At 48.5% G+C, this 26,604-nt stretch carries 28 protein-coding genes and 2 other annotated features; of the genes, 20 read left to right on the forward strand and 8 right to left on the reverse strand.

Features of this window, described 5'->3' with window-relative positions; genetic code table 11:
* Positions 1-137: 137 nt before the first annotated feature.
* The gene (locus ACI4WN_RS06185; RefSeq protein WP_439777429.1) at positions 138-1,745 is read right to left on the reverse strand and encodes a peptide ABC transporter substrate-binding protein; all 1,608 of its coding nucleotides are present in this window, start codon (positions 1,743-1,745) and stop codon (positions 138-140) included.
* Positions 1,746-2,013: 268 nt separating this feature from the next.
* On the opposite strand from ACI4WN_RS06185, the gene ACI4WN_RS06190 reads away from it, so the two are divergent.
* The 4 genes from ACI4WN_RS06190 to gltX all read left to right on the forward strand — a co-directional run bounded on the left by ACI4WN_RS06190 (position 2,014) and on the right by gltX (position 5,547).
* A complete protein-coding gene (locus ACI4WN_RS06190) occupies positions 2,014-2,385 on the forward strand; it encodes a GntR family transcriptional regulator (protein ID WP_439777430.1) in 372 nt (123 codons plus the stop codon).
* A gap of 1 nt (position 2,386) precedes the next feature.
* Positions 2,387-3,088, forward strand: coding sequence for an ATP-binding cassette domain-containing protein (locus ACI4WN_RS06195; protein WP_439777431.1), 702 nt, complete (start codon positions 2,387-2,389; stop codon positions 3,086-3,088).
* 2 nt (positions 3,089-3,090) lie between these two features.
* The gene (locus ACI4WN_RS06200) at positions 3,091-3,924 is read left to right on the forward strand and encodes a hypothetical protein (protein WP_439777432.1); all 834 of its coding nucleotides are present in this window, start codon (positions 3,091-3,093) and stop codon (positions 3,922-3,924) included.
* Between the two features lie 120 nt (positions 3,925-4,044).
* Positions 4,045-5,547 carry a glutamate--tRNA ligase gene (gene gltX / locus ACI4WN_RS06205; RefSeq protein WP_035173133.1) on the forward strand — a complete coding sequence of 501 codons (1,503 nt, stop codon included), beginning with the start codon at positions 4,045-4,047 and terminating at the stop codon, positions 5,545-5,547.
* 81 nt (positions 5,548-5,628) lie between these two features.
* Here gltX and ACI4WN_RS06210 read toward each other — a convergent pair whose 3' ends face one another.
* Positions 5,629-6,654 carry a YeiH family protein gene (locus ACI4WN_RS06210; RefSeq protein ID WP_439777433.1) on the reverse strand — a complete coding sequence of 342 codons (1,026 nt, stop codon included), beginning with the start codon at positions 6,652-6,654 and terminating at the stop codon, positions 5,629-5,631.
* A 118-nt stretch (positions 6,655-6,772) separates the two neighbouring features.
* Between ACI4WN_RS06210 and ACI4WN_RS06215 the strand changes: the two genes are divergently transcribed.
* On the forward strand, positions 6,773-7,648 hold the full coding sequence (locus ACI4WN_RS06215) for a LysR family transcriptional regulator (RefSeq protein WP_008460945.1): 876 nt from the start codon (positions 6,773-6,775) through the stop codon (positions 7,646-7,648).
* 45 nt (positions 7,649-7,693) lie between these two features.
* Here ACI4WN_RS06215 and pepV read toward each other — a convergent pair whose 3' ends face one another.
* From pepV to ACI4WN_RS06230, 3 genes are all read right to left on the reverse strand, one after another.
* Positions 7,694-9,112 (reverse strand): dipeptidase PepV, encoded by a 1,419-nt coding sequence (pepV, locus tag ACI4WN_RS06220; protein ID WP_439777434.1) that lies wholly within the window; start codon positions 9,110-9,112, stop codon positions 7,694-7,696.
* A 21-nt stretch (positions 9,113-9,133) separates the two neighbouring features.
* Positions 9,134-10,753 carry a peptide ABC transporter substrate-binding protein gene (locus ACI4WN_RS06225; RefSeq protein WP_439777435.1) on the reverse strand — a complete coding sequence of 540 codons (1,620 nt, stop codon included), beginning with the start codon at positions 10,751-10,753 and terminating at the stop codon, positions 9,134-9,136.
* 223 nt (positions 10,754-10,976) lie between these two features.
* Positions 10,977-11,256, reverse strand: a binding site (T-box leader).
* 100 nt (positions 11,257-11,356) lie between these two features.
* Positions 11,357-11,923, reverse strand: a complete 567-nt coding sequence (locus tag ACI4WN_RS06230) for an NUDIX hydrolase (protein WP_439777436.1) — start codon at positions 11,921-11,923, stop codon at positions 11,357-11,359.
* 147 nt (positions 11,924-12,070) lie between these two features.
* Here ACI4WN_RS06230 and cysS point away from each other — a divergent pair, with 147 nt between their 5' ends.
* The 5 genes from cysS (at position 12,071) to ACI4WN_RS06255 (ending at position 15,716) form a co-directional block, all read left to right on the forward strand.
* On the forward strand, positions 12,071-13,495 hold the full coding sequence (gene cysS, locus ACI4WN_RS06235) for a cysteine--tRNA ligase (RefSeq protein ID WP_439777437.1): 1,425 nt from the start codon (positions 12,071-12,073) through the stop codon (positions 13,493-13,495).
* On the forward strand, positions 13,488-13,931 hold the full coding sequence (locus ACI4WN_RS06240) for a Mini-ribonuclease 3 (RefSeq protein ID WP_439777438.1): 444 nt from the start codon (positions 13,488-13,490) through the stop codon (positions 13,929-13,931). The genes cysS and ACI4WN_RS06240 overlap by 8 nt, the downstream gene beginning before the upstream one ends.
* Positions 13,918-14,766, forward strand: a complete 849-nt coding sequence (rlmB, locus tag ACI4WN_RS06245; protein WP_439777439.1) for a 23S rRNA (guanosine(2251)-2'-O)-methyltransferase RlmB — start codon at positions 13,918-13,920, stop codon at positions 14,764-14,766. The genes ACI4WN_RS06240 and rlmB overlap by 14 nt, the downstream gene beginning before the upstream one ends.
* Before the next feature lie 112 nt (positions 14,767-14,878).
* Positions 14,879-15,430 (forward strand): RNA polymerase sigma factor, encoded by a 552-nt coding sequence (locus ACI4WN_RS06250; RefSeq protein ID WP_439777440.1) that lies wholly within the window; start codon positions 14,879-14,881, stop codon positions 15,428-15,430.
* A 70-nt stretch (positions 15,431-15,500) separates the two neighbouring features.
* Positions 15,501-15,716: a P8 family protein gene (locus tag ACI4WN_RS06255; protein ID WP_439777441.1), complete on the forward strand. Its 216-nt coding sequence runs from the start codon at positions 15,501-15,503 to the stop codon at positions 15,714-15,716.
* Between the two features lie 131 nt (positions 15,717-15,847).
* Here ACI4WN_RS06255 and ACI4WN_RS06260 read toward each other — a convergent pair whose 3' ends face one another.
* On the reverse strand, positions 15,848-17,608 hold the full coding sequence (locus tag ACI4WN_RS06260) for a 1-deoxy-D-xylulose-5-phosphate synthase (RefSeq protein WP_439777442.1): 1,761 nt from the start codon (positions 17,606-17,608) through the stop codon (positions 15,848-15,850).
* 155 nt (positions 17,609-17,763) lie between these two features.
* Here ACI4WN_RS06260 and rpmG point away from each other — a divergent pair, with 155 nt between their 5' ends.
* From rpmG to ACI4WN_RS06295, 7 genes are all read left to right on the forward strand, one after another.
* Positions 17,764-17,913, forward strand: a complete 150-nt coding sequence (rpmG, locus tag ACI4WN_RS06265) for a 50S ribosomal protein L33 (protein ID WP_002876495.1) — start codon at positions 17,764-17,766, stop codon at positions 17,911-17,913.
* Positions 17,914-17,918: 5 nt separating this feature from the next.
* Positions 17,919-18,089, forward strand: coding sequence for a preprotein translocase subunit SecE (gene secE / locus ACI4WN_RS06270; protein ID WP_008460968.1), 171 nt, complete (start codon positions 17,919-17,921; stop codon positions 18,087-18,089).
* A 91-nt stretch (positions 18,090-18,180) separates the two neighbouring features.
* Positions 18,181-18,735, forward strand: coding sequence for a transcription termination/antitermination protein NusG (gene nusG, locus ACI4WN_RS06275; RefSeq protein WP_008460969.1), 555 nt, complete (start codon positions 18,181-18,183; stop codon positions 18,733-18,735).
* A 204-nt stretch (positions 18,736-18,939) separates the two neighbouring features.
* Positions 18,940-19,911, forward strand: a complete 972-nt coding sequence (locus ACI4WN_RS06280) for a hypothetical protein (protein ID WP_279189300.1) — start codon at positions 18,940-18,942, stop codon at positions 19,909-19,911.
* Positions 19,912-20,052: 141 nt separating this feature from the next.
* Positions 20,053-20,478: a 50S ribosomal protein L11 gene (rplK, locus tag ACI4WN_RS06285; RefSeq protein WP_008460971.1), complete on the forward strand. Its 426-nt coding sequence runs from the start codon at positions 20,053-20,055 to the stop codon at positions 20,476-20,478.
* A gap of 80 nt (positions 20,479-20,558) precedes the next feature.
* Positions 20,559-21,254: a 50S ribosomal protein L1 gene (gene rplA / locus ACI4WN_RS06290; RefSeq protein ID WP_439777443.1), complete on the forward strand. Its 696-nt coding sequence runs from the start codon at positions 20,559-20,561 to the stop codon at positions 21,252-21,254.
* Positions 21,255-21,406: 152 nt separating this feature from the next.
* A complete protein-coding gene (locus ACI4WN_RS06295) occupies positions 21,407-22,414 on the forward strand; it encodes a glycosyltransferase family 2 protein (protein ID WP_439777444.1) in 1,008 nt (335 codons plus the stop codon).
* A 107-nt stretch (positions 22,415-22,521) separates the two neighbouring features.
* Here ACI4WN_RS06295 and ACI4WN_RS06300 read toward each other — a convergent pair whose 3' ends face one another.
* Together ACI4WN_RS06300 and ACI4WN_RS06305 are read right to left on the reverse strand one after the other, a co-directional pair.
* Positions 22,522-23,772 (reverse strand): ammonium transporter, encoded by a 1,251-nt coding sequence (locus ACI4WN_RS06300; RefSeq protein WP_439777445.1) that lies wholly within the window; start codon positions 23,770-23,772, stop codon positions 22,522-22,524.
* 212 nt (positions 23,773-23,984) lie between these two features.
* On the reverse strand, positions 23,985-24,401 hold the full coding sequence (locus tag ACI4WN_RS06305) for a hypothetical protein (RefSeq protein WP_439777446.1): 417 nt from the start codon (positions 24,399-24,401) through the stop codon (positions 23,985-23,987).
* A gap of 116 nt (positions 24,402-24,517) precedes the next feature.
* Positions 24,518-24,641 (forward strand) — a sequence feature (ribosomal protein L10 leader region).
* A 32-nt stretch (positions 24,642-24,673) separates the two neighbouring features.
* Between ACI4WN_RS06305 and rplJ the strand changes: the two genes are divergently transcribed.
* The 3 genes from rplJ to ACI4WN_RS06320 all read left to right on the forward strand — a co-directional run.
* On the forward strand, positions 24,674-25,183 hold the full coding sequence (gene rplJ, locus ACI4WN_RS06310) for a 50S ribosomal protein L10 (RefSeq protein ID WP_008460988.1): 510 nt from the start codon (positions 24,674-24,676) through the stop codon (positions 25,181-25,183).
* Between the two features lie 53 nt (positions 25,184-25,236).
* Entirely contained in the window at positions 25,237-25,602 is a 366-nt protein-coding gene (gene rplL, locus ACI4WN_RS06315; RefSeq protein WP_439777447.1) for a 50S ribosomal protein L7/L12, read from the forward strand.
* A 337-nt stretch (positions 25,603-25,939) separates the two neighbouring features.
* Positions 25,940-26,604, forward strand: a 665-nt coding sequence (locus ACI4WN_RS06320) for a peptide ABC transporter substrate-binding protein (RefSeq protein WP_439777448.1), incomplete at its 3' end; no start/stop codon positions are given.

The following is a 26,604-nucleotide window of genomic DNA, read 5'->3' on the forward strand; positions in this document are numbered from 1 at the left end:
TGGCTAACGAAAGATGGGGGAATTGCCAGTCCCAAAACGTCTTGGCTAACGAAAGTTGAGGGAAGCGTCTGTCCCAGAAGCCCATGGCTACCAACCCAACAAAAAAACAGGCTCAATCGAGCCTGTTTTTTCATAGATTAGTTAATGGATGCGTACTTAAAGTCCCAGTGGTCGCGCAAGTTGGTCAAGTTCTTGATGTTTGGCCGGACGATCCAAGCGCTAGTGCTGGAGTAGAGTGGGGAAACCCCAACGTCCTTCAAGAGGACGCCTTCAGCCTTAGCCAAGTCGTCAAAGCGTTCCTTGTCTGAACCAGTGGTCTTAGAAGCCTTGATCAGGTTGTCGTATTGACTGCTACTCCACTTACCGCCGTTTTGGCTGTTAGTGGTCGTCATCAATTCCAAGAAGGAGATTGGGTCGTTGAAGTCAGCGCCCCAAGCAGTAACAACCATGTCGAAGTTGCCGGCGTCAGTTCTAGCCAAACGCGTCTTAAATGGCAGGTTTTGAGTGGTGATCGTTACTTGTGGCAAAGTTTCTTGGATGCTTGATTGCATTGCTTCCGTTGACTTCTTAGCGCCGTCGGTATCGTCTGACAACAGCTTCAAGTTCAGCTTAGTAATGCCAAGCTCCTTCATCCCCTTCTTCAGGTACTTTTGGGCTTCATCCTTGTTGTAGTCAATGTAGGCTTCATCGCTCTTAGATACCAAGTTGATGTAGTCTTCGCCGTTGTACTTGGTCAACTTAGCTGGCGTCAAAGTCTTGGATACGGTGTTGCTGCCGCCCAAAACCTTGATCAGGTTCTTCCGGTTAACAGCCAAAGACAGCGCCTTTCTAATATTGGCGTTCTTTAAGTACTTGTTCTTAGCTTGGTTGAATTGAATGTAAAAAGTCGTCCCGCGTGGGTAAAGGGTGTAGCCCTTAACGCTCTTCAATTGCTTGCTTTGTTCAGCGTCAAGAGAAACCGCGTCAAGCTTGTTTGATTGGTACAAGTTGTAGGCCGTTGATGGCGTCTTTTGCACGCTGTAGTTAACGGCGTCAAGCTTCACGTGCTTCTTGTCCCAGTAGTTTTGGTTCTTCTTCAGCTTCCATGACAGGTTTGACCCAGTCCAGCCAGTCATCACGTAAGGACCGTTGTAAGCCATGTACTTAGATGCGGTACCGTACTTAGAACCGTACTTCTTAACGGCTTTTTCTTGTTGTGGGAAAAAGCTGGCAAAAGCCATCAGGTTGTTGAAGTAAGAAATCCGCCGGTCCAAGGTAACAACCAGCTTGTAGTCGCCAACGGCCTTGATGCCCAAAGTTTCAGGCTTCTTTTTGCCATTTTGGATGTCCATGGCGTTCTTGATGCCTTCAAACAGGTAGGCATATTGAGAAGCGGTCTTTGGATCAACCGTTCTTCTCCATGAGTAAACGAAGTCCTTGGCAGTAACTGGAGTACCGTCGTTCCACTTAGACTTTCTCAAAGTGAAGGTGTAGGTCTTGCCGTCCTTTGACACAGTTTCGCTAGTTGCCAGCGCCTTTTCTTGGCTGCCGTCTGACTTAGCCCGGTAAAGACCTTCCATGGTGTTGATCAATTGGGTAAAGCTGGCACTGTCGGTTGCTTTTGACAGGTCCATGGTTGGGATTTCAGCTGATTCTTCCCAGTTCAGCTCATTTTTGCTGGAAGTGGATGAGTTGCCGCCGCAGGCAGTTAATGCCAGGGCTGCCAGCACCACGCTGCCAGCTGCGAAAAATTTAGCCTTTTTCATGTTTTTCCTCCTTGAAAAATGATATTGTCAAACACTAATTCCAGTTTATCAGTAAAAAATACAGAAAGAAAGCGATTCAAGCAACTATGAGGGAAAGATGAACTAAATATTAGTTATAGTGGCTAATAAAAGAAAGCAGCTTTAAGTAATAGTTCAGATAATGCTAATAAAAATAATTGAATTATTTTTGACCAATACTTGCCAAGCCTCCAAAAATGTACTACACTAACAGTGTATTAGATAACTAGTACAGTGGATAGGTGAAAACATGAAATTTAAAGACAACATCCCCATTTACGTGCAGATCGAAGATTACATCTTCTTGCAGCTGGCTCAGGGGAAGCTGCAAGCCGGCGACAAGCTGCCTTCGGTCAGAGCGCTAGCCGTGGAATTGACGGTCAACGTCAACACCGTGCAAAGAGCCCTGCGGGAGCTGACCGCCCAAGGCTATATTTTTTCCAAAAGAGGCGAAGGCAACTTCGTGACCGAAGACGAGGAGCTCTTAAAGGCAGCCAAGCAGAAGCTGTTGACTAGCGAACTAGCGGCCTTTGTCAGCCGGATGCAAAAATTAGGAGTCGAAAGGGACGACATTGGCAGGATTTTGGAGCAATACCTGCAAGAAACGGATCGAGGAGAGTAGTATGACTAAAACTTTGGAGATTAAGGATTTAAGCTACCGCAAGAGCACTAAAAAGATCCTGGAGCGAGTGAACTTAAGCCTGGAAGCTGGACAAACCGTGGCCCTGTTAGGGGCCAATGGGGCCGGCAAGACCAGCCTGATGCGGGTGATTGCGGGCGTTGCCAAGCATTACAAGGGGCAAGTCAGCGTGTGCGGAGAAACAGATGAAGACGCCCGCAAGCAGTACCTGGCTATGACCGACAACCTGGCTTACTTTAAAGACTCGGTCAAGATCAAGGATGTGGAGGCTTTTTACCAAGGCGTATACGGAGACTTTGACCAGGAGCAGTTTGGTCAGATCCTGGAATTCATGAATCTGAACCAGGATGAAAAATTAGGCGCGCTGTCAAAAGGGATGAAGGAGAAGCTGGTCATCGCCTTGACCTTTGCCCGCAAGGCCAAGCTCTACCTTTTAGACGAGCCGTTTAGCGGGATCGATGTGATGAGCCGGAAGAAGATCGTTAAGTCGCTCTTGCTTTGGAAGCCAGAGGACGCGACCTTGGTAATCAGTGACCATGTTTTGGGGGAAGTGGCGACGATCATTGACGAGGTCGTTTTGGTCAAAAATCATTCCGTCTTAGAACAAAGAAGCGCGGATGAAATCAGAGAGAAACACGAAAGCCTGGAAGAGTGGTATGAAGGCTTTTACGAAGGGGAGGAATAACAATGACTAGTTTTGGTGCAGTCTTTAAGACCATGCTCAAGCAAAAGAACAAGCAGGCCTTGGCATATTTTGCGGTGGGAGCCGTGATCAGCCTGGTGGCCACGATCTTCTTTATTTTTAAATTCGGCTTAAAGGATGCCGACAATGCCGCGATCGGGATCGCGATCAGCACCGTGGTTCTCTTGATCGTTTACGTTTGCTACGAGCTAGCGGTGATCCTCTTAGCCCACCGGGTATCCAAGAGCCAGACCTGGCAGCTAGTGCCAGCTAAGAAGATTGACCTCTTAGCGGCCAACGTCTTGTCAGCCACGATCAGCGTCTTCTTCATGATCATCTTGTGCGTGGTCTTGTTCTTGATCTTGCTGATTCCCTTCATCTTGCATGCCGAGGTAGACGGCAATCTTTTCCAAGGGGTGGGAGATTTGCTGAAAAATGGCGACTTCTGGCAAGGCCTGATTTGGTTTATCCTCTCTGCCTTTGTGTCAGTTGCCACCAACGTTACCTTCTGGCTCTTGATCTTGGACGTCACTAGTGCTCTTGGCGACTTCTTGCCCCTCAAAGGCTTTTCCGCCAAGCTGGTCAAGGTCATCATCATGGCAGCCTTGTTTACCTTAGGCGTGACCATGATGGCCCGCTTTACGACGGTCATTTCCAACCTCTTCACCAATACCTTCAGCTTCTCGCTTTCAGGCCATGGCTTTAGCTACCATGCAGGCGCAAGCAACTTTGGCAGTCTGTGGGCATTTTTCGCCGTTGAGCTCCTTTACCTGGCAGTCTTCTTTGGCGGGGAATATCTGACCCTGAAGTACCTGACTGAGGGCAAGGATAAGTTTTAGATTATTTTTTGAAAAAAGCAACTGCTTTTTTCCTATATAGTGGCAGGATTATTGGTTGAATTTTTGACTTATAACGAGTAAACTAAGTAAGTTGAAGAATAGTAAGAAAGAGGCATGATTTTGGCTAATAAAAAAATCCGCGTTAGATACGCGCCATCACCAACTGGCCACCTGCACATTGGTAACGCGCGTACCGCTTTGTTTAACTACTTATTTGCCCGTCACAACAAGGGTACTCTGGTTTTAAGAATCGAAGACACTGACACCGCTCGTAATGTTGAAGGCGGTGCTGAATCCCAAATCGAAAACCTGCACTGGCTGGGGATCGACTGGGACGAAGGCCCAGACGTTGGCGGCGACTACGGTCCTTACAAGCAGTCTGAAAGAAAAGACATCTACCAAAAGTACATCGACCAACTGCTTGAAGAAGGCAAGGCTTACTACTCATTTGAAACTGAGGAAGAACTGGAAGCTCAGCGTGAAGAACAGCGGGCCATGGGGATTGCTCCTCACTACGTTTACGAATACGAAGGCATGACGGCTGACGAAATCGCCAAGTCTCAAGAAGAAGCCCGTGCTAAGGGTCTTAAGCCAGTTGTCCGTATTCACATTCCAGAAGGCGTAACCTACGAATGGGACGACATCGTTAAGGGTCACTTAAGCTTTGAATCTGACACCATCGGCGGCGACTTTGTTATCCAAAAGCGCGACGGGATGCCAACTTACAACTTTGCCGTTGTGATCGATGACCACTTGATGGAAATCAGCCACGTTTTGCGCGGGGATGACCACATCTCAAACACGCCAAAGCAATTGTGCGTATACGAAGCCTTGGGCTGGGAAGCACCTGTTTTTGGCCACATGACTTTGATCATCAACTCTGCAACTGGCAAGAAGCTGTCAAAGCGTGACGAGTCAGTTCTGCAATTCATCGAACAATACCGGGAACTTGGTTTCCTGCCAGAAGCCATGTTCAACTTCATCACTTTGCTGGGCTGGTCACCAGTTGGTGAAAGTGAAATCTTCTCAAAGCGGGAATTTATCAAGCAATTTGACCCAGCTCGTCTGTCCAAGTCACCAGCTGCCTTTGACCAAAAGAAGCTGGATTGGGTCAACAACCAATACATGAAGACGGCTGACCGCGATGAACTGCTTGACTTGTCCTTGCACAACTTGCAAGAAGCCGGTCTGGTAGAAGCTAGTCCTGAACCAGGCAAGATGGAATGGGTAAGACAATTGGTCAACATGTACGCTAACCAAATGTCCTACACCAAGCAAATCGTTGACTTGTCAAAGATCTTCTTTACTGAAGCCAAGTACCTGACTGACGAAGAAATCGATGAAATCAAGAAGGACGAAGCTCGTCCAGCCATCGAAAACTTCAGAAGCCAATTGGAAAAATTGGACAACTTCACGGCCAAGAAGATCATGGGCGCTATCCAAGCTACCCGGAAGGAAACTGGCATCAAGGGCCGCAAACTCTTCATGCCAATCCGGATTGCTACTACCCGGTCAATGGTGGGCCCTGGCATCGGCGAAGCCATGGAATTGATGGGCAAGGAAAAGGTCCTGGCTCACTTGGACCTGACTTTGAAGCAGCTTGACGAAGCTGGGATCAAGTAAGCTAAAGAATAAAGGAAAAGACTTTTACCAAGCGGTAAAAGCCTTTTTTCATGCAATCGATTAAATTGTTTGTTTTATTTTTTACCAGAGCCCCATTAGCCGCTGCAAAAGCAGGCTGACGGCTGTGATCCCGGCCCAGCAGGAAGCGCCGAGCAGGAGGGGCTTGGCCCCGGACTTGACCAGCTTGACGATGTTGGAGTTAAGGCCGATCGCGGCCATGGCCATGACGATCATGAACTTGCTCAACTCCTTTAAAGGCAGGAAGACATTGGCATTTACCCCATTAGCCAGGGCAAAGGTCGTGATTAAGGATGCCAGGACAAAGTAGAGGATGAAGGCGGGGAAGGCCCGCTTCAAGCTAAAGCTGTTGCCTCTTTGCTCCTTTTTGGCCGTGAAATAGCCTAAGGCCAGGGTGATAGGGATGATGGCCAGGGTTCTGGTTAATTTGACGGTCACGGCCTTGTCCAGGGTCTGGCTGCCCAAATGGAACATGCTGTCCCAGGTCGCCGCCGCGGCAGTGACGGAAGAAGTGTCGTTGATGGCTGTCCCGGCAAAGATGCCGAAAGAAGTCCCCGAAGTCTGGTCAAAGCCCAGGAGCTTGCCAAAGATGGGGAAGAGGATGGCGGCCAGGACGTTGAAAAAGAAGATAACAGAGATGGCCTGGGCCACTTCGTCATCGTCAGCGTCGATAACCGGGGCGGTAGCGGCGATGGCACTGCCCCCGCAAATAGATGAGCCAACCCCGATCAAGGTTGAGATCTTGCCGGGGATTTTTAAATACTTGTGCAAAAGCCAGGCGAGCAAGAGAGAAATTGAGATGGTGCAGATGATGATCGGCAGGGACTGGCGGCCGGTCTTGACGACCACCTGCAGGTCCATCCCGAAGCCCAAGAGAACGACAGCTGTTTGCAGGATATACTTGGACGACCACTTGATCCCGCTGGCCGCGCCTTGCTTGTCTTCCCAAAAGAGAGTGATGACCATGCCAAACAAGATGGCGAAGACCGCGCCCCCGATGACTGGCAGGGCCTTGCCTAAGAGCCAGGCGGGGATAGCGATGGCCAGGCAGACCAGGATGCCGGGCAGATTCTTTTTAATCCAATTCATTTCTTTATTGCCTCCAGATATTTTTTGAACATGCTTTAGTATAGTAGTAAAATAGTAGAAAATAAAATTATAGATTATTATCTGTCGATAAAGCAAAATTATTGTAAGGAGGCAGGGGATGCTGGATTTTCGCGTCAAAACATTTTTAACGGTTTGTGAGACCATGAACTTCACCCGGGCGGCTGACCGCCTGCACGTGACCCAGCCGGCTGTGTCCCAGCACATCCGCTATTTGGAGAAGGAGTACCAGGTCAAGCTCTTCAGCTACCAGGGCAAGAAACTGACCTTGACCGCGGCGGGAGAGAAACTCCGCCAGGCCATGCGGCAGATGCAGAGTGATGAGCGCCTGCTTAAAGCGGAAATCAAGCAGGCTGACCTGCCGCCGGTCCGCTTTGGGGTAACCATGACGATTGGGGAATACGTCTTAGCCAGGCCGCTAAGCCGCTTTTTAAAAGATCATCCCCAGACCAATGTGGAAGTCGTCTACGGCAACACCCAGTTTTTGACCAAGAAACTGGATGAGGGGGACCTGGATTTTGCCTTGGTAGAAGGAGACCCGGCCAGGGGCTATGCCAGCCTGCGCTACCAAAGCGAGGACTTCATCGCCGTCTGCTCGCCAGATTTGGCTTTTGCCAAGGAGCCGGACCAGATCGCCGACCTTTTTGACCAGCGCCTTTTGGTCAGGGAACCGGGCTCAGGGACCAGGAAGATCCTGGAGGACAGCTTAGGCGCCCAAGGGCGGGAACTGAGCGACTTCAAGCAGTATGTCCAGGTCGGCAACATGCAGATGATCACCCAGCTGCTTTTGGCCAACTGCGGGGTCTCTTTTTTGTACCAGACTGCCGTCAGTGACCTTTTAAAGGCAGGAAAGCTGCGGAAGTTGAATTTGCGGGACTTCCAGATCCGCCATGACTTCACCTTTATCTGGGAGAAGAGCAGCCTCTACGCTGACCGCCACCAGCAGATCTGCGCGGAACTGAAGGCAAGCAGATAAGAAAAGACTTTTACCTGTTTTTGGTAAAAGTCTTTTTTGCATATTCTACTTGCTTAATTCGTAAATGGCTTCCGCGTAGATGACCAGGCTTTTTTCCAGTTCAGCCAGGCTGACGGATTCGTCGATGGCGTGGGCGGTGTCCAGGCTGTCCGGGAAGGCAGGCCCGTAGCCGACCCCGTTTTTAAAGAAGCGGCCATAGTTGGCGCCAGCGGAGATGATGGTCTCGCCAGCTTGGCCGGTCTGCTTTTCGTAGACGGAAAGGAGGGCCTTGACGAAGGGATCGTCGCTGGCAACGAAGTGGGGCTTTTCAAAGTCTTGGTAGGGCTGGAAGGTTGTTTGGCAGAAAGCGCCGAACTTGTCGTTTAGTTGCTGGCACATTTTTTCCGGGCTGGTCCCCCGGCTGTAACGGATGTCGCTCTTGATATAGGCTTCGGCTTGGCCTTTTTGGTAGCGGAAGACGGCCGGGCAGTTGATGGACTTGCCCATCTCGGAGTCAGTATTGGCGATCCCGATCTTTTCCCCGTAGTAGTCCTCCAGCTCAAGGTCACCGGCAAAGTCCAGGAAATTTTTAGCCCGGCCGGTGAAAGGAAAGGCCCGTAAGAAGCTGGCCAGGAGGCAGGCCCCGTTTTTCCCTTCCCAGGGAACAGAGGCGTGGGCGCTGACGCCTTCTAAACTTATCTTTAAGCTAGTACCATTGTCGCCAGCTGATTCGTTGATTTCCCCAGTTAAGCCCTTTTTGGCCAAAAAGTCCGGGAAAGCTGCGGCAATTTTCGCAAGATTCTCGCCAGAGACGACGGCGGTCGCGGCGGCCGGGATCATGTTGGTGGCCTGGCCGGCAGTGAAGGAGTCAAGGACTAAGCCAGTAGCTTCTTTGCCAGTAAAATCTGTCTGCAAAACCGCCAGACCAGCCTGGCCAGTCACGATGGGAAAAGAGGAGTCGGGGGAAAAGACCCAGTCAGGAGCCGGGCGTTTTTGGAGGTAGTACTTCATCCCCACCCAGTCGGTTTCCTCGTCAGTGCCGATAATCAAGGAAATCTTCTTTTTCGGCTGAAAACCGGCTTCCTTTAAAGCCAGGAGGGCGTAGTAGGCGGCTAAGGCCGGACCCTTGTTGTCGCTTGCTCCCCGGCCGAAGACTCTGCCGTCTTTGACCCAGGGGGTAAAGGGATCCTGGCTCCAGCCTTCATCCGGCGGGACAACGTCGACGTGGACGGCCACGCCTAATTCCTGGTTGCCTTGGCCAAAAGTAACGACCCCGGCATAGTTGTCGATGTTTTCAGTTTGAAAACCGTCCCGGTCAGCAATATTTAGGAATTTTTCCAAGGCCTTGACCGGACCAGGCCCCACTGGATATTCGGGAGTCGCCAGGTCCATGTTTCTGACAGAATCGATGGCGATCAAGTCTTTTAAGTCAGCCAGGAGGGCTGGCATTTTTTTACGGGCGAATTCTTGGTAGGGAAAAGTCATCTTTTGCTCCTTAGTAGTTAATTACTTGCTGATGTAAGCACCCTTGAAGTTGTAAGCAAGGCCTGCGCCTTTAAGAGTGATGTTCTTAACCTTCGGGTTGATTAAGGTCGCGGTGTTGCCGTAGTAAAGCGGGGTCACGCCCTGCTGGGTGAGGAGGATGCGTTCAGCCTTGACCAGTTCTGCCCAGCGCTTCTTGCTTGAAGTTGTGGTCTTGGAAGTTTCTATTGCCTTGTTGTAGGCCGCATTTTCCCATTTCCCGTAGTTGTTGACGTTGGTCTTTTGGAACATTTCCAGGAAGGTGTTCGGGTCAGCATAGTCGCCGCTCCAGCCGTCCAAGATGACGTCAAAGTCGCCGGCTTCTTCTCTGGCAAAGCGGTTCTTAAATGGCATGTTGGTGACTTCGACCTTCATGCCCAGGGTGCTTTCCAGGGCGCTCTGGATGAATTCCGTGGTCTTCTTGGCGTCGTCAGTGTCATCGCCTAAAAGCTTGATGGTGATCTGCTTTTTGCCCAGTTCCTTCAAAGCCTTCTTGTAGTAAGCCTTAGCCTGGGCCTTAGTCCCGGACTGGATAGCCTTGGTCTCTTTGGTTACGACTTCCTTGCTGAATTCCTTGCCGCTAACCGGGTCAGTAATCCCGCTTGGGGTTAAAGAAGTAGCGGCGATGTCAGCAAGGTTCAGGGTCTTGGCCAGGGATTCCTTATTGATCGCAGCGGCGATAGCCCGGCGGAGGTTGATATTTCGCAGATTCTTGTCAGTCTTGAAGTTGTACATGAGGTACTGGGTCCGGTTGCTCTTCTTGATCTGCCAGCCCTTTTGGTTTTTGAGGCTCTTGCTTTGGGAGGCGGACAGGGTGGTCATGTCCAGTTTGCCGGCCTGGTAGAGGTTGTAGGAGGTGCTTTGGGACTTTTGCACGCTGAAATTGATCTTGGTCAGCTTGACATTCTTCTTGTCCCAGTAGTACTTGTTCTTGACCAGTTTCCAGGTCAGGTTGGATCCGGTCCAGCCCTTCATGACGAATGGACCGTCTGAGAGGGTGTATTTAGCGGCCGTGCCGTATTTTTTGCCAGCTTTGTCAATGAACTTATGCTTTTGCGGGGCAAAGGCTGAGCCGGCTAAAAGGAGCTGGAAGTAAGGAATTTTTCTTTCCAGGGTCACGACCAGTTTGTACTTGCCCACGGCCTTGATGCCTAAGCTGGAGACGGGCTTTTTGGAAGCGACGATGGCGTCAGCGTTCTTGATGCCGGAGTACTTGTTGGACTGGGTTGAGGCGGTCTTAGGGTTGACCTGCCGGCGCCAGGCGTAGACGAAGTCCTTGGCCGTCAAGGCTTCCCCGTTGGACCACTTGGCATTTTTCCTGAGGTTAAAGGTCCAGGTCATTCCGTCCTTGCTTTCCTTCCAGGACTTGGCGATGCCGGGCAGGATCTTGGAGTTGTTGCCCAGGCGGACCAGGCCTTCCATGGTGGCGTCCAGCTGCTCGCCGCCGTAGACGTCATTGTTCAAAGCGGGGTCCATGGTGGAGATTTCCCCGGCGGAGAACCAGTTTAAGACTTGCTTGGTCTTTGAGCTGCTGGCAGAGGTGTTGGAGCAGGCGGAAAGCAGGCTGGCGGACAGGGCTAAAGTGATGATGGCTGATTTTTTCATGATCTTTTCCTCGGTGTTTTTTAAAAATTGAATTGATGTAGAACTAACTTGTTTTCTTTTTAAAAAGCAGCGAGGGGATGTCGGCCACTTAAGGCAGACGGGGTGTTTTTGAACATGTTTGACTCTTTCATGGCGGACTCCTTTACAAAATCATTTTTAAAGCTGGCAGAAAAAGAAAGATTAAAAAAAGAGCAAGAAAAAATCGCCTCCAAGGAATTGCTTCCTTGAAGACGATTGTTAGTCGTGGTCCCACTTCATTTCATCAGCTGTCTCACGGCAACTGACCTTACACTGCCGCTGACTAGTCGCCGGAAAGGGCAAAGAAAGCCAGTTTCCAGGAACAGCCAGGGCAGCCGTGGTAACGCTCGCTAGCGGGAAGGCCTACTTTATTTCGGCCAACCAGTTCTTAGATGTGTTTCGCCAGGCGGCTTTTGCTCAATCGCACCAACTTGAGCTCTCTGGAAAAAGCCGGACCTGGTTACTCTTCTAATCGATACTTTTCTTAAATTGCTTTAATTTTTGATTAATGTAATCTTAAAGCGTAAATGGGCTTCTGTCAAGCGGCTTTTTGAAAAAAATTTTTACTTCTTTGCCTTATTCTATTTACTTTGCCGGATAGTCCTTGAGCTTGGCGTTCAGCTTGGAGTAGATCCGGTCGACGAACCAGGGCTCGCTTGACTTCTCCAGGGCTTCCTCCAAGCCAAACCAGGCTACGGCCTTGTTTTCGTCTTCTTTAGGCCGGATAGCTTGCCGATCGTCGGCTTCTAAGAGGTAGGTGACGTTCAGGTGCAGGTGTGACGGAACGTATTTGCCTTTTTTCTCATGCCCGTCAACGGTCAAAATCTCGACTGAATAGATCTGGTTTGTGACAGGACGCGCCACAACGCCGCTTTCTTCTTCGACTTCCTTCAGGGCCACGCGCAGCAGGTCATGGTCGCCGTCAGCATGTCCGCCCAGCCAGGCCCAGGAGTCGTAGATCCGGTGATAGGCCATTAGCGTCTTGTCGCGTGCGGGATTGACCACCCAGGCCGAAGCCGTGAAGTGCTCCGCTAAATTTGACCGCAGAAACAGCTCTTCCCCAGTTTCCAGGCGGTAGATCATTTCTTTGACATCTGTGGCCTCTTGTTCGTTGTAAGGTTGATAGTTCTTTAAGTCCTCGAGTAAGTTCATTTGTTCCTCTTTTCTAAAAAATCCGCTTTTTTCAGATTTTACCACGCGGATCGGTCTTTTTGCCGCCAAGCGGACTAATTGTCTGTTACAATGAAGAGTAATGATTGCAGGCAAGGAAAAACTTTTAAAAGAAAGCAGGAAAATCTAGTGAAAGTTTTTAACACTTTAACGCGCCAAAAAGAAGAATTTAAGCCGCTGGTTCCAGGACAAGTAAGCATGTACGTCTGTGGCCCGACGGTCTACAACTACATCCACATTGGCAATGCCCGCAGCGCGATTGCCTTTGACACGATCCGCCGCTACTTCGAATACAAGGGCTACCAAGTAAAATACGTTTCCAACTTCACCGACGTTGATGACAAGATGATCAATGAAGCTAGAAAGGAAGGCACGACCGTTCCGGACTTGGCTGAGCGCTACATCAAGGCCTTTTTGGAGGACACAGACGCCTTAAACATTGAACCAGCCACCCTCCACCCCCGGGCGACCCACGAGATTCCAGCGATCATCGACTTTGTCCAAACCCTGATCGACAAGGGCTACGCTTATGAAGTGGACGGGGATGTCTACTACCGGGCTAAAAAGTTTGCCAATTACGGGCAGCTCAGCGACCAAAACATCGACCAGCTGGAAGAAGGGGCTTCTAAGCACGTCAATGATGAAGAACAAGGCCGCAAGGAAGACCCAATCGACTTTGCCTTGTGGAAGGGGCAAAAAGCGCCTGATGAAATTGCCTGGGATTCCCCATGGGGCAAGGGCCGGCCAGGCTGGCACATTGAATGCTCGGTGATGTCTACCAAGTACTTAGGCGACACCTTCGACATCCACGGGGGTGGCCAAGACTTAGAGTTCCCGCACCACGAAAACGAAATTGCCCAAAGTGAAGCCAAGACGGGCCAAAAGTTCGTCAATTACTGGCTCCACAACGGCTTTGTGACCGTGGGCAAGGACGAGGAAAAGATGTCCAAGTCCTTGCACAACTTTGTCACTGTGCACGATATCTTGCAAAAAGTCGACCCCCAAGTGCTCCGCTTCTTCATGGCCAGCGTCCAATACCGCAGCCAAATCAACTATTCTGAGGAAAACCTGGAACAAGCAGCCACGATCTTAAACCGGTTTAAGAATACTTTGGAAGACGTAGAAGGGCGCCTTAACGACCAAACTGCCAGCCAAGCTGATCCAGAATTGACTGCTGCTTTGTCCAAGACCAAGGAAGCCTTTGAAGCGGCCATGGACGATGACTTTAACGTGCAAAATGCCTTGACGGCCATTTACGAACTGTTGCCAGTGGTCAACTCTAACGTAAATAGTGCAGCCAGCGACAAGGAAGCCTTGAAGGCTTTTGTCAAAAATCTTAAGGCTTGGCTCCTGGTCTTCGGCGTTGATGCAGGCCGCCTGGTTAAGAGCGAGTCTAGCGAAGACGACAGTGAAATCGAAGCCTTAGTAGCAGAACGGACCAAGGCCCGCCAGGAAAAGAACTGGGCTAGAAGCGATGAAATCCGCGACCAGCTGCAGGCCATGGGGATCGTATTAAAGGACACCCCACAAGGGACGAGATGGAGCCGTGAATAAAGTGAAGAAGCTAACTGAAAAAGCCGTCGACCCCAACACCTTGAGCGGGCAAACCCTGGCCTATTTAGGCGACGGGGTCTATGAAGCGGCGATCCGCCGCCACCTGATCAAAGGCGGGATCTTGAAGCCGCAAAACCTGCAAAGAGAAGCCACCCACTATGTCTCTGCCAAGGCCCAAGCCGCCCTGATCGCCAAGATGCTGGACACGGGTCTGTTAACGGATGAAGAAAAAACGGCTTATAAGCGCGGCCGCAATGCCAAGACCCACACCAAGGCCAAGCACACCAGCCTGGCCACCTATGAAATGTCGACCGGCTTTGAAGCCATCTTTGGCTACCTGGATCTGGCCGGAGCCACTGACCGCGTGCAAGAACTAGTTGCCTGGTGCATTGAAGAAGTAGAAAGCGAGGGCTTAAGCGAATATGTCTTCAGCTAAGCCAAGAAAAAGCAGAAATAAAGATCAGCGCGATAAAAAGTCCGCAAACTTTAAAAAGCGCGATAACCACCCAAATGTCAAAAGCGACTTTAACAGCGACGACTTTGTCTATGGCCGCCATGCCGGTATCGACTTTTTGAAAACGCAGGAGGCGGAAAAGATCAACAAGGTCTTTTTGGCAGAAGGCGTCCAAGAAGACTTTGCTAACGAAGTCTACCGCTATGCTAAGCCTAAAAACCTGATCGTCCAGAGGGTCCCAAAGAGCAAGCTGGACCGGATGGTCAACGGGGAAAACCACCAGGGCCTAGTCTTGACGGTGGCCAGCTTTGAATATGCCGACTTAGACCAGCTCTTAGACAAACTGGATGGGCAAGATGAAGCGCCGTTTTTATTGATGCTGGACAACATTGAAGACCCCCACAACCTGGGGTCCATCTTGCGGTCAAGCGATGCCACTGGCGTCAGCGGCGTGATTATCCCTAAAAGACGGGCCAGCGGCTTGACTAGCGTGGTGGCTAAGACTTCAACGGGGGCGATCGACCATGTGCCCGTTGCCCGGGTCAACAACCTGGTTCAAACCTGTCAAACCCTGAAAGACCGGGGCTACTGGATCTTTGGCACCGCCATGGAGGGTGAAGACTACCGCAGATGGGATGCTAAGGGCAAGACGGTTTTGGTGATCGGCAATGAGGGCAAGGGGATTTCTCCGTTGCTACTCAAGCAGATGGACCAGACCCTGACCATTCCCATGATCGGTCACGTGCAATCCTTGAATGCATCGGTTGCAACCGGGGTTTTGTTATACCAAGCCTTTAACAGTCGCCACCCTTTGTAAAGGAAATCCTTTACTAATCGGGAAAAGTGATAAAATCAAACTCTTGTTTGATTCTCAAAATAGCAAAAGTCCTTTATGCTATCTGATGGATGGAGCGGAAGGGCTTTTTATTATGTCTTTAACTTTAACTGAAGAGCGAAAATTAATTGTCAAGATCCAGCAAGGAGATGAGGCGGCGCTGAAAAAGCTGTACTATCACCATTACCCCATCGTCAACAAGCTGATGATGACTTACTACATCGAGAGCTATGACCGGCAGGACTGGTTTCAAGAGGGGCTGATCATTTGCTATATGACGGCGAAGAATTTTGATATTACCGTCAAAAAGCGTTTCGGCGGCTACTTCCGAGTTAATTTCCAAAATTGGATCTACAACATGATTCGGAAAAATCAGCGCGTCAAGCGGCAGATTCTGCAAAATACCTACAGCTTTGACTTTGACTGGAATATGATCAAGGATGATGTCAATTTGATTGTGCAAGACGAAAGCGTCATGGTCGAAGACTGGGCACCCGTGATTGCTCTCTTGAGCGATCTGGAATTAGAAGAGCTGGAGCTGGCCTTGGGCGTTAAAGAAGCTGACAAGGATTACCTAGCAGACATTAGCCTCCATAAGCGGGCCCGCTACCGGATGCGGCAAAAATTTCGACAAAATTTGTTTTAGAAACAAACCGCTTTCCCGGAAAAGGATTATAATAAGGGTGTAGGATGAAATTGTTTAGGAGGTAATCAAAATGTCAGAAATTGTAAAGACAGCTTTGCTGGATCGTTCAATGAAAGAAGTTTTTGATTGGAGCGACTCCGAAACTCCTGTAAGAGATGCCCTTTGGGACTACTTCATGGAGAAGAATGGCCGCAGCACGGACAAGACCGAACAAGCAATGCTCCCATTTTTGAGCGAATCTGATGACAAGATTATTGCTTTTGTCAACGAGAACCTTAAGAAATAGATGATTTCCCTACATTCCTGACCTCTTGTCTCCCATGTGGGAGGGGAAGGGGCATCAAAAAGACGGCCGTAAGGCCGCCTTTTTGTTTTGTTACTTATTTGATACTTGGATTTTAGAATTATTGTTTTTTACTAGTTCTTCTTGTTTAAGAGCTGCTTAACGTCATTGACGATTTGCTCAGCCGTCAAGTGGTTTCTGTTCAAGATTTCAGCTAATGATTGGTCAACGTCGGTATATTCCCGCTTTTCGCCAAAAGACTTGACCAAAACCGGCTGGTCAGCTAAGTAACTAGCCACCTTTTGCCCGAAGCCGCCGTCTAAGACATTGTTTTCCAGAGTGACGATGACTGAATAATGGCGGGCAAGGTGGTCCAAGCAGTCCGTGTCCAAGGTATTGGCTGAGAGGGGATTGTAGAGACTGGCGTTAAGGTCTTCAGCAGCCTTTAGACCTAAATTAAAGGTATCGCCTAAGGCTAAAATGGCTGCGTCTTGGCCAGCCCGCCGCTTTTGGTAGTGGATGTGCTGGTAGCCTTCTAAAGTTGAGCCTTTTTCATCGACCGGCCAGACTGGCAATTTGATGGCCACTGGACCCTCTTTTTGCTGGATGGCCCAGTTGATCATGGCCTTTTCTTCAGCCAGGGTGGTCGGGGCCAGGTATTGCCAATTTGGCAGGTTTGAGATCATGACCTGGTCAAAGACGCCCACGTGGGTCTTGGAATTAGCCTGGATGCCGCCTCCGCCGACCAGCATGACCACTGGCAAGTTATTTAAGGCGACGTCGTGACTCAGTTGGTCAAAGGCCCGCTGGAGGAAAGTGGAATTTTCAAACAAGATGGCCCGCCCGCCAGCCTTGACAAAGCCGGCAGCCAAAGCCACGGATTCTTGTTCGGCAATGCCCACATCCAGGTAGTGGTCTGGGTACTGCTCTTTGAAACCATCTAAATTAAAGGCGCCAGGGATGGCCGCGTTGATGGCTAAAAGGTTTTCCTGCCCCCGGTCGATAGCTTCAGCGATGGTTTGTACAGCCAATTTTTTCGGCGTTAAGGCAGGAGCCGGGCGTTTTGGTGAATCGTCTTCCAGGTTAAAAGGCGATACCCAGTGGTGGGCCTCTTCATTAGCTAAAGCTGGCTCGTAGCCCTTGCCCTTCAAGGTGTTGACGTGCAAAACTACTGGGTGGTCCACGTCCTTAACGTCTTTAAAGGCGGCAATCATGGCTTCCAGGCTGTTGCCGTCTGCTACATAGCGGTAGTCAAAGCCCATGGCCTTGAAGAGGTTGTCGCTGGCTTCACCGTTTGTGTCCCGCAATTTTTTCAAAGCAACCGGCAGGCCGCCGACGTTTTTGTCGATGGACCACTGGTTGTCGTTAACCACGATGACCAGGTTGCCCTTTTCCGTAGCGGCGTTGTTTAAGCCTTCATAGGCTAGCCCCCCAGTTAAAGAGCCATCGCCAATCACTGCCATGACGTTTTCGCTGCCGCCTAAAAGGTCCCGGGCCTTGGCCATCCCTGTCGCCAAGGCAATGGACGTTGAAGTGTGGCCGATGGCGTAATAGTCATACGGGCTTTCTTCTGGATCGGTATATGGGGTCACCTTGCTGTAAGCTTCTGGGTCCAGCCAAGCGTATGCCCGCCCCGTCAGCATCTTGTGGGGGTAGGTTTGGTGGGAGACGTCCCAGACCAGTTTGTCAGCTGGGGCGTTAAAGACGTAGTGGTAGGCAATGGTTAATTCGACGATGCCTAAATCTGGGCCTAAGTGCCCGCCAACTGCGGCGTCTTTTTCGATGATCAAGTGGCGGATTTCACCGGCCACTTGCTTCATTTCGTCAAGGCTTAAGACCTTGAGATCTGCTGGGGACTTGATCTTATTCAGCAGGTATTCTGGATGTTGGTTCATGTTTTTTCCTCACTTTTTTAGCGTACTCCACTAAAACTCTGTTTTCCTTAATTATAAAATAGTTAGGAAAAATAGTAAAAAGACTTTGCCTGCTATAAATAGTTGCTTTTGCAAGAGAAATTTGCTAAAATTTATGAAGTTTGAAGGTGAGAATTATGGCAGTAAAGAAAGCAGCTTTGGCCTGCAGCGTTTGCGGGTCTCGGAACTACTCAATCACTGCAAATAGCAACCGCACCAAGCGCTTGGAACTGAACAAGTTCTGCAAGCACTGCGGAAAGAAAACTTTGCATAAGGAAACGAGGTAGGGTAAATGATTAAGTTTTTCAAGAGCGTTGGCCAAGAAATGAAGCTCGTTCACTGGCCAAGTGCTAAAGAAAATCGTCGCGACACGGTCAACGTCGTCTTGACCTCTTTGTTTTACGCAATTTTCTTGGGTGCACTGGATTGGGTATTCGAAAAATTGATTCAAATTGTTCTCTAATGGACAAGAAGTATGTTATAATCATGCTAGTTTTAGGAAACCTCGTTTGAGAGGTTTTTTTGTTTGCCGAAAATAAAGGAGATTTTTTATTATGGTAGAAACGGCCAAGAAGCAATGGTATGTTTTGCACACTTATTCTGGTTTTGAAGACAAGGTTAGAAGCGACTTGTTATCCCGGGCACAGTCATTAGGGATGCAAGACTACATCTTCCGGGTTGTCGTACCGCAAGAACAAAAGGTTGAAAACGTTCGCGGCAAGAAGGAAGAAGTCAGCGAAAAGGTCTTCCCTGGCTACGTTTTGGTAGAAATGGTCATGACTGACGAAAGCTGGTTCGTGGTTCGGAACACGCCAAATGTTACTGGTTTCGTTGGCAGCCACGGCGGTGGCTCCAAGCCTTCTCCACTTTACGATGACGAAGTTGCCGCTATCTTGCAAATGCAAGGCGAACCAGCCAAGAAGAAGCGCGACATCCACTTTGAAGTGGGCGAAAGCGTCAAGATCACTGAAGGTGCCTTTAACGGCATGGTCGGTAAGATTTCCGACATCCAAGAAGACAAGGAAAAGCTTTACCTGACCATTGACATGTTTGGTCACGCTACTACTGCGGAACTGGACTACGACCAAGTTGACAAGATTGACGACTAATAAATTAAGTGCAAATCAGCATTTTGTTGATTTGCACTTTTTTGTTCTTATAATTCGTGAATTACTAGTAACTTATGTATTTCTGGGTATCTCCTTGTAAAACTTTAAAAAATATAATTCTTCGCCTAACTATTGACATACATCTGTAAAAAAATATTATGTAAGGGAATTCCTTTTTTACAAATAGAATAGGTGGTTTGTCTAATGAAAAGAAGAACATTATTTGCGTTGCCTGTTGTTTCGATGGCCCTGCTACTTACAGCCTGTGGTGGCTCAAGCAGTAGTTCCTCTTCAAGCAGCAGCCAGAAGAAGACTATGGAAGTATATACGACCAAGGTTACTAGCATTAAAGTGGTGTCCGATGATTGTGACTGGAAAATAACTGGTACAACCGATGCACCAGATGGTTCTAAGATTGCTGTAACCCGGCTCTCCGATGATCCGCTTGATATGGAGAATTCCTGTGAGGGCATCGACACTGAAGATGGTACAGGGAATGCCTCATGGCCGAAGGTAAAGAACGGAAAGTTTACTGCAGTTGTAGATGCAATTGAATTAGTTGGTGATCCAGATAATTACACTAAGGTAGGCTATACGCAGAAAGCAGCGGTAGTGGCTATAAGCAACTACTCCAAGAGTTGGCCGGATGGACTTACCAGTAAAGCAGCAAAAGCCATTAACAAAGCAAACCCAAAGACGGTTAAATTTACCTTGAGCTCCAGCCAGGTAAAATATATTGATTCCTTGGATGATGACGACTCAAGTGATAAGTCGTCAAGCTCAAGTTCTAGCTCCAGTTCCAGTTCATCTTCATCAAGCAAAGCTAAAAACTATCGTACAGATGTAAGCTATGACTCATTAGCCAGAGACCCTAAGACTTACAAGGGTGAGTACTTGCAATACACGGGTGAAGTTATGCAAGTCTTAGAAGATGACTCTTACACTGATTTGCGTATTGCCGTAAATGGCAACTATGATGATGTTTTGTATGTAGAACTCGATAACAGCATCTTACATGGCAAGCGGATCTTGGAAGATGACCTTGTCACGGTTAAAGGTGTAAGTGCGGGTATTATCAGCTACAAAGCAACGTCAGGTACAAAAATCAGCATCCCTGGTTTGGCAGCTACTGAAATTACGGATAGCGGTACCGCGCCGGACGACTACGGAGAATAAAGTCAAGAAGATGGAAGACTAAAAAAGTCTTGCATTCTATCGGTTTTCAGAGTACTATATTAGACGTACTTTATTATTGTGGGAGGAGAGTGCGGAAACTCTCCATTTTAACCGCATCACGGAATCAAGGAGGTTTTGACCGTGGCAAAGAAAGTTATTAATGTTGTTAAGTTACAAATTCCAGCTGGCGCTGCAACCCCTGCACCTCCAGTAGGTCCTGCTTTGGGTCAAGCAGGTATCAACATTGTTGGTTTTACTAAGGACTTCAATGCTCGTACTGCTGACCAAAAGGGCATGATCATCCCTGTAGTTATTACTGTTTACGAAGACCGTTCATTCGACTTCATCACTAAGACTCCTCCAGCTCCAATCTTGCTTAAGCAAGCTGCTGGTCTGCAAAAGGCTTCAGGTGAACCTAACAAGAACAAGGTTGGTTCAGTAACCACTGCTCAAGTTAAGGAAATCGCTGAAACTAAGATGAAGGACCTGAACGCTGCCTCAATCGAAGCCGCTATGCGTATGGTTGAAGGTACCGCTAGAAGTATGGGTATCGAAGTAAAGGACTAATTTGTTAATTTTTAATTAGCAAGTCAGGTGGGAGAGCAAAGAGAAAGCTCGTTTGACCACACATACAAGGAGGATTTTTCATGCCAAAGCATGGTAAGAAATACGTAGAAGCTGCTAAGAAAGTTGACAGCAGCAAGTTGTACTCAGTAGAAGAAGCTATCAAGCTCGTTAAGGAAACTTCATACGCTAACTTTGACGCTTCTGTAGAAGTTTCATACAACCTGAGCGTTGACCCAAAGCAAGCTGACCAACAAATCCGTGGCTCAATCGTTTTGCCAAACGGTACTGGTAAGTCAGTTAAGGTTATCGTTTTCGCTGAAGGCCCACAAGCTGAAGCAGCTAAGGCTGCTGGCGCTGACGAAGTTGGCTCAGACGAATTGGTAGAAAAGGTTCAAAACGGCTACTTGGACTTTGACGTTGTCATCGCTACTCCAATGATGATGGCTAAGGTTGGTCGTTTGGGTCGGATCCTTGGGCCTAAGGGCTTGATGCCAAACCCTAAGACTGGCACTGTTACGATGGACACTGAAAAGGCCGTTAAGAACGTTAAGGCTGGTCAAGTAGAATACCGTGTAGACCGTCAAGCTTCAATCCACGCTGCGATCGGCAAGGTTTCATTTACTGAAGAACAATTGACTGAAAACTTCAAGGCATTGCAAAACGCTATTTTGCGTGCAAAGCCAGCTTCAGCTAAGGGTCAATACATCAAGAGCTGCGCAGTTGCCGCAACCTTTGGCCCTGGGATCAAGCTTGACCCAATCGCTTTGATGGCTTAAGCTTAACCAAAGTTAAGATATTTAAAACTCTCGTGAATTTTCACGGGAGTTTTTATTTTTTGGCAAAATTTAGCTTAAATCCTAATTAAAGGCTAAAAAGTTGCTATACTAGAGAGAAAAGCTATTTAGTTGTGATTAGGGAGTGTCGGGAAATGAGTAGTACTCAAAAAATTATGTCGATTATCGTTCCTTGCTATAATTCGGCGGAATATTTAAAGCGCTGCGTGGATTCACTAGTGACGCAGCTAGACCGGGTGGAACTGATCCTGGTCGATGATGGATCAAGCGATGATACTGGCAAGATGCTGGATGCCTACCAAAAAGATTATCCAGACGTTATCGTCATCCATGAAGAAAATGCCGGCCACGGCGGAGCCATCAACAACGGCTTGACCAAGGCAACTGGCAAGTATGTCAAGATCGTAGACAGCGACGACTGGCTGGACCAGACAGCCTACCAGCAGGTGCTAGACTACCTTGAATCGATCCCGGAAATCGACCTGCTCCTCAGCAACTATGTCTACGATAAGCCAGCCTTGAACCGCCAGCGGGTGATCAAGTTCCCGCACCTCCCAGTAGGGCGGACTTTTTCCTGGGAAGAGGTCAAGCTCCGGATGGGGCAATACTTCATGCTCCACTCCGTGATCTACAACCGGCGGGTCTTAGACCGGTCTGGCGTCAAATTGCCGGTCAAGGTGTCATATGACGACAACATCTTTGTTTTTGAGCCGATGATTTACGTGCAGACCATGCGCTACTTGCCAGTCAACCTCTACCACTACTTCATCGGCCGGGATGACCAGTCCGTTAACGAAAAAGTAATGCTGAGAAAGATCGACCAGCAGATCCTGATCAACAAGCAGCTGATCGTCTTCTACGCTTCCCAGGTCAACAAGCGGGCGCCATATGCCAAATACATGAAGTACTTCCTCGAAGCCGTAACCGGGGTTACTAGCGTGATCCTGATCCGGGGCAAGAAGAAAGAATATTTGGATAAAAAAGACGACCTGTGGCGCTTCCTGAAGACCTATGACCTAGAAACCTACAAGTCCTTTAAGAGACGGCTGGTAGGCCACTTTGTCTCAAGAGACAACCGGCCGATGCGGCAAATGGTCAGTGGGGCTTATCTGCTCTTGCAGCGGCTGTATTCTTTTAACTAAACTAGAAACAATAAGTTAGAACAGCAAAAAGGCTTTGGAATTTCCAAAGCCTTTTTTGCAGAGAAACTTGTCAATATAAGAGCACGCTAGATAACTTGAAGAAACAATTATTTGCTAGAGAAAAGGCTGCTTTCACACACCTGGGCGTCAGCAAACTCACCGTGTTCGCTAAGGTCCAGGCCGATTTGTTCGTCGCGTGCAGAGACCCGCATGGCGATGAACTTCTTCAAAACAGCGGTGATGGCACTGGCTACAACTGCCGTAAAGACGATGGTGAAGAGGGTGCCGGCCAGCTGAACCATGAAGAGCTTGATCCCGCCGCCGTAAAAGAGCCCGCTTAAGGCAATTTGACCGTTAACCGATTTTGTGGCAAAGAGTCCTACCGTGAGTGAACCTACAATCCCGGATACCCCGTGGCAGCCAAAGGCGTCCAAGGGATCGTCAAACTTCAAGACTGGCTTGATGTTGTTGACGAAGAAGTAGCTGCAAAGAGTGCAGAGGATGCCGGTGAAGAAGGCGCCTAAAGTCGTTTCATAGCCGGCGCCTGGCGTAATCCCGACTAAACCGCACAAAGCCCCGGTGCAGATCCCGTCTAGGCTAACCTTAGACTTGAGGATTTTTTCCAGCAGCATCCAGGTCATCATGGCGCTGGCAGCTGAAACCGTGGTGGTTAGAGCAGCAGTAACGGCGATGCCGTTCATGCCAAGGGCACTGCCGGCGTTAAACCCGTACCAGCCAAGCCAAAGGATAGCCGTGCCCAGCAGGACCCAAGGCAGGCTGTAGCTTTCCGTCTTTTTGTTAAAGCGGGGCCCTAAGAAAATGGATAAAACCAGGGCCGTGATCCCGGCATTGATGTGGACGACCGTCCCGCCGGCAAAGTCCAGGATGCCCCAAGAAGCCAAGAGGCCGCCGGTCCCCCAGACCATGTGGACCAAAGGGTAGTAGATCAAAACCGACCACAGGATGACAAAGACCAAGAGGAAGTTAAAGCGCATCCGGCCTACCGTTGCGCCGACAAAAAGGGCGGGGGTGATGATGGCAAACATCATTTCAAACAAGAGGTAGGTACCAGAAGAAATCCCCTGGTCCTTCAAGATGATCTTGTTTAAATCAACCCCTGATAAAAAGAGGTGGTGGATGTGGCCGGTGATCCCGTCCAGGTCGCCGTTAAAGCACATTTCGTAGCCGAAGGCGATAAAGAGGATAATCGCTACAGCAGTAATGGCAAAAACGGACATCATGGTGTTGACGACATTTTTCTTTGAGACCAAGCCGCCATAAAAGAAGGCGAGACCTGGCGTCATCATTAAAACCAAAATGGCAGCAACAATTAAAAAAACAGTGTTAGCAACGTTCATTTTCGATAACCCTTTCTAGACCAATTGCTTTCATCAAGTTATGTCTTATTTTATATCACGGATTTCTTTTGAAGAAAACTCTAGACCAATTGGGATAATGAAAAAGAGAGATTGAAAATATACAAAAAATTAGCTTAAAAAACAGCCTGTTTTACAAAAACAAGCTGTAAGCGGTTCATAATTTACTTATTGAGAAAAAAGACTTTTTTGCCCTATTTTTTCTTAGTCTTTTCTTCTTGGCCAAAACTGGTTTCGTCCCGGCGCTTGACGTGGAGGTTCTTGTCGTTTTCTTGCTCTGGTACGACAAAGGCGCAAAGCAAGAAGAGGATGATCCCGGTCCAGCCGACCGCCGAATTGCCAAGGCGGTAGCCGCAAAAGGCCATGACGACGCCGATTAAGAGGACGGTCCAGGCGCTCCAGGAGAGGTATTGCCAGTTCTTAGACAATTTCTTATTTTCTCCTTTAACGTCCAAAAAGCCCCGCAAAACAAAGTAGCCGCTGATCAGCAAGAAGAGCAGGTCAATGGCAATGCCGCCAGCGGTGCGGTCCTTGAGCAGGCTGATCACGGCCAAGCTGCCGGAGATGCCGGCTAAGGTAAAGAAGAAGATGTCGATAAGCTTACTTTTCAAATTAATCCCCCTAAATCCGAAATCATAGTTATTATAGAAGATTTTAGCAGATTTTCAGCCTTTTTGCGAAAAAATGCAAAAAGAGTTTGACAGACCTTGCAGGAGATGCTATAGTAGATAAGGTAAATTTCTAACCTAAGACGTGGGTGGCGCAAGCCTCAATAACCCGCCGAGGCCAGAAGATAATGAAGATTATTAACTCTCCATGTCTTGTTGGCATGGAGTTTTTTAGGCCTTGTAGAATTTTACAAAATTTTATGGAGGTGAAAATTTTGAGCGAAGCTATTATTGCTGCTAAGGCGAAGTTTGTTGAAGCTTTTGCTGAAGAACTTAAGTCAGCTAAGTCTATCGTAGTTATCAACTACCTTGGTTTGACTGTTGACGAAGTTACCGCCTTTCGTGCTGAATTGCGTGAAAGCAACGCCAAGATGAAGGTTGTGAAGAACACTTACCTGCGTCGTGCCGCTGCTATCGCTGGCTTGGATGACTTGGCACCAGTATTCGTTGGCCCAACTGCTGTCATTTACACTGACGACGAAGACAACGTTACTGCTCCTGCCCGCATCGCTGCTGATTACGCTAAGAAGTTCGACGTTGTTGAAATTAAGGGTGGTGCACTTGAAGGCCAAGTTGCTACCAAGGAACAAGTCGAAGAACTTGCTGCAATTCCAAACCGCGAAGGTTTGCTTTCAATGCTGCTTTCTGTATTGCAAGCACCTGTACGGAACTTTGCATACGTTGTTAAGGCTGTTGCTGAATCAAAGGAAGAATCAGCTGAATAGTCTGGTCATTTTAAACTAGAATAATAAATTCTAAATTTTCGGAGGATATTATAATGGCTTTAGATACTGCTAACATTATTGAACAATTGAAGGGTGCTTCAATTCTTGAATTGAACGACCTTGTACACGCTATCGAAGAAGAATTCGGCGTTACTGCTGCTGCTCCTGTAGCTGCTGCTGGTGCCGCTGGTGGTGCTGAAGAAGCTAAGTCAAGCTTTGACGTTGAATTGACTTCAGCAGGTACTGAAAAGGTTAAGGTTATCAAGATCGTTAAGGAAGTTACTGGTGCAGGCTTGCTTGAAGCTAAGAAGACTGTTGACGGTGCTCCAGTTGTTCTTAAGGAAGGCTTGTCAGAAGACGAAGCTAACGACCTTAAGGCTAAGCTTGAAGAAGTTGGTGCTACTGTTACCCTTAAATAATTACGGCCTTCGGGCATTAATTATTGGGCAACAAGCCAAAGAAAAACGCGTTTGCGGAATTACCGCAGGCGCGTTTTTTGTGCTATTTTTTCACCAATAATTATAAAAATGCAATATTTACGCAAATAATGCTTGCAATCTCCTGAAAAACAGGTAGAATTACAATTAACTTAAAAATTTGCAAAATACTCATTTAAACCTAAAAATACGAAACATAAGGACGGTGAACAAAATGAATCAGGAGTTTAATTTCAGGCGACATCAAGCAGATCCCGGTAAATTATCAGGTTTACTGGTTCATTTTGCTTGGGCCAGTTAGTATTTTGAGGTAAATAACATGAAATTTAGCAAGTTGGCCATTAGCAGTTTGGCAATCGCATCCCTTTTTTCCCTTACGGCCTGTTCCAAGTCGTCATCATCATCCAGTAAGGCAGCTTCCGCTGACAAGCAAAAGCTCAACTGGATGGAAGAAGCCGAATTGTCTACCATTGACGGCTCTAAGATCATGGATGACACGTCCTTTAACCAGGTTAACCAGGTGATGGAGGGGCTCTACACCTTAGGCAACAACGCCAAGGTTAAGAATGCTTTGGCCACCAAGACGACCGTTTCTAAGGACCAGAAGACCTGGACCTTTACCTTGCGTAAGAACGCCAAGTGGTCTAACGGTGACGCCGTAACCGCCAAGGACTTCGTCTTCTCTTGGCGCCGGACGGTCAATCCTAAGACGGCGTCTGAATATTCGTATCTTTTTTCCGGCATTAAAAATGCCGACGCCATTGTCGCTGGTAAAAAGAAGCCTACTACTCTAGGCATCCAGGCTGCCGGCAAGTATAAGCTGGTCGTCAGCCTGGAGCAGGCGATTCCTTACTTCAAGCTGCTGATGGCCTTCCCGCTCTTTTTCCCGCAAAACCAAACAGCGGTCAAGAAGTACGGATCTAAGTACGGCACGGCTTCTAAGTACATGGTTTATAACGGGCCATTTATCCACAAGGGCTGGAC

This window comes from Lactobacillus sp. (assembly GCF_051893255.1).
Classification (GTDB): domain Bacteria; phylum Bacillota; class Bacilli; order Lactobacillales; family Lactobacillaceae; genus Lactobacillus.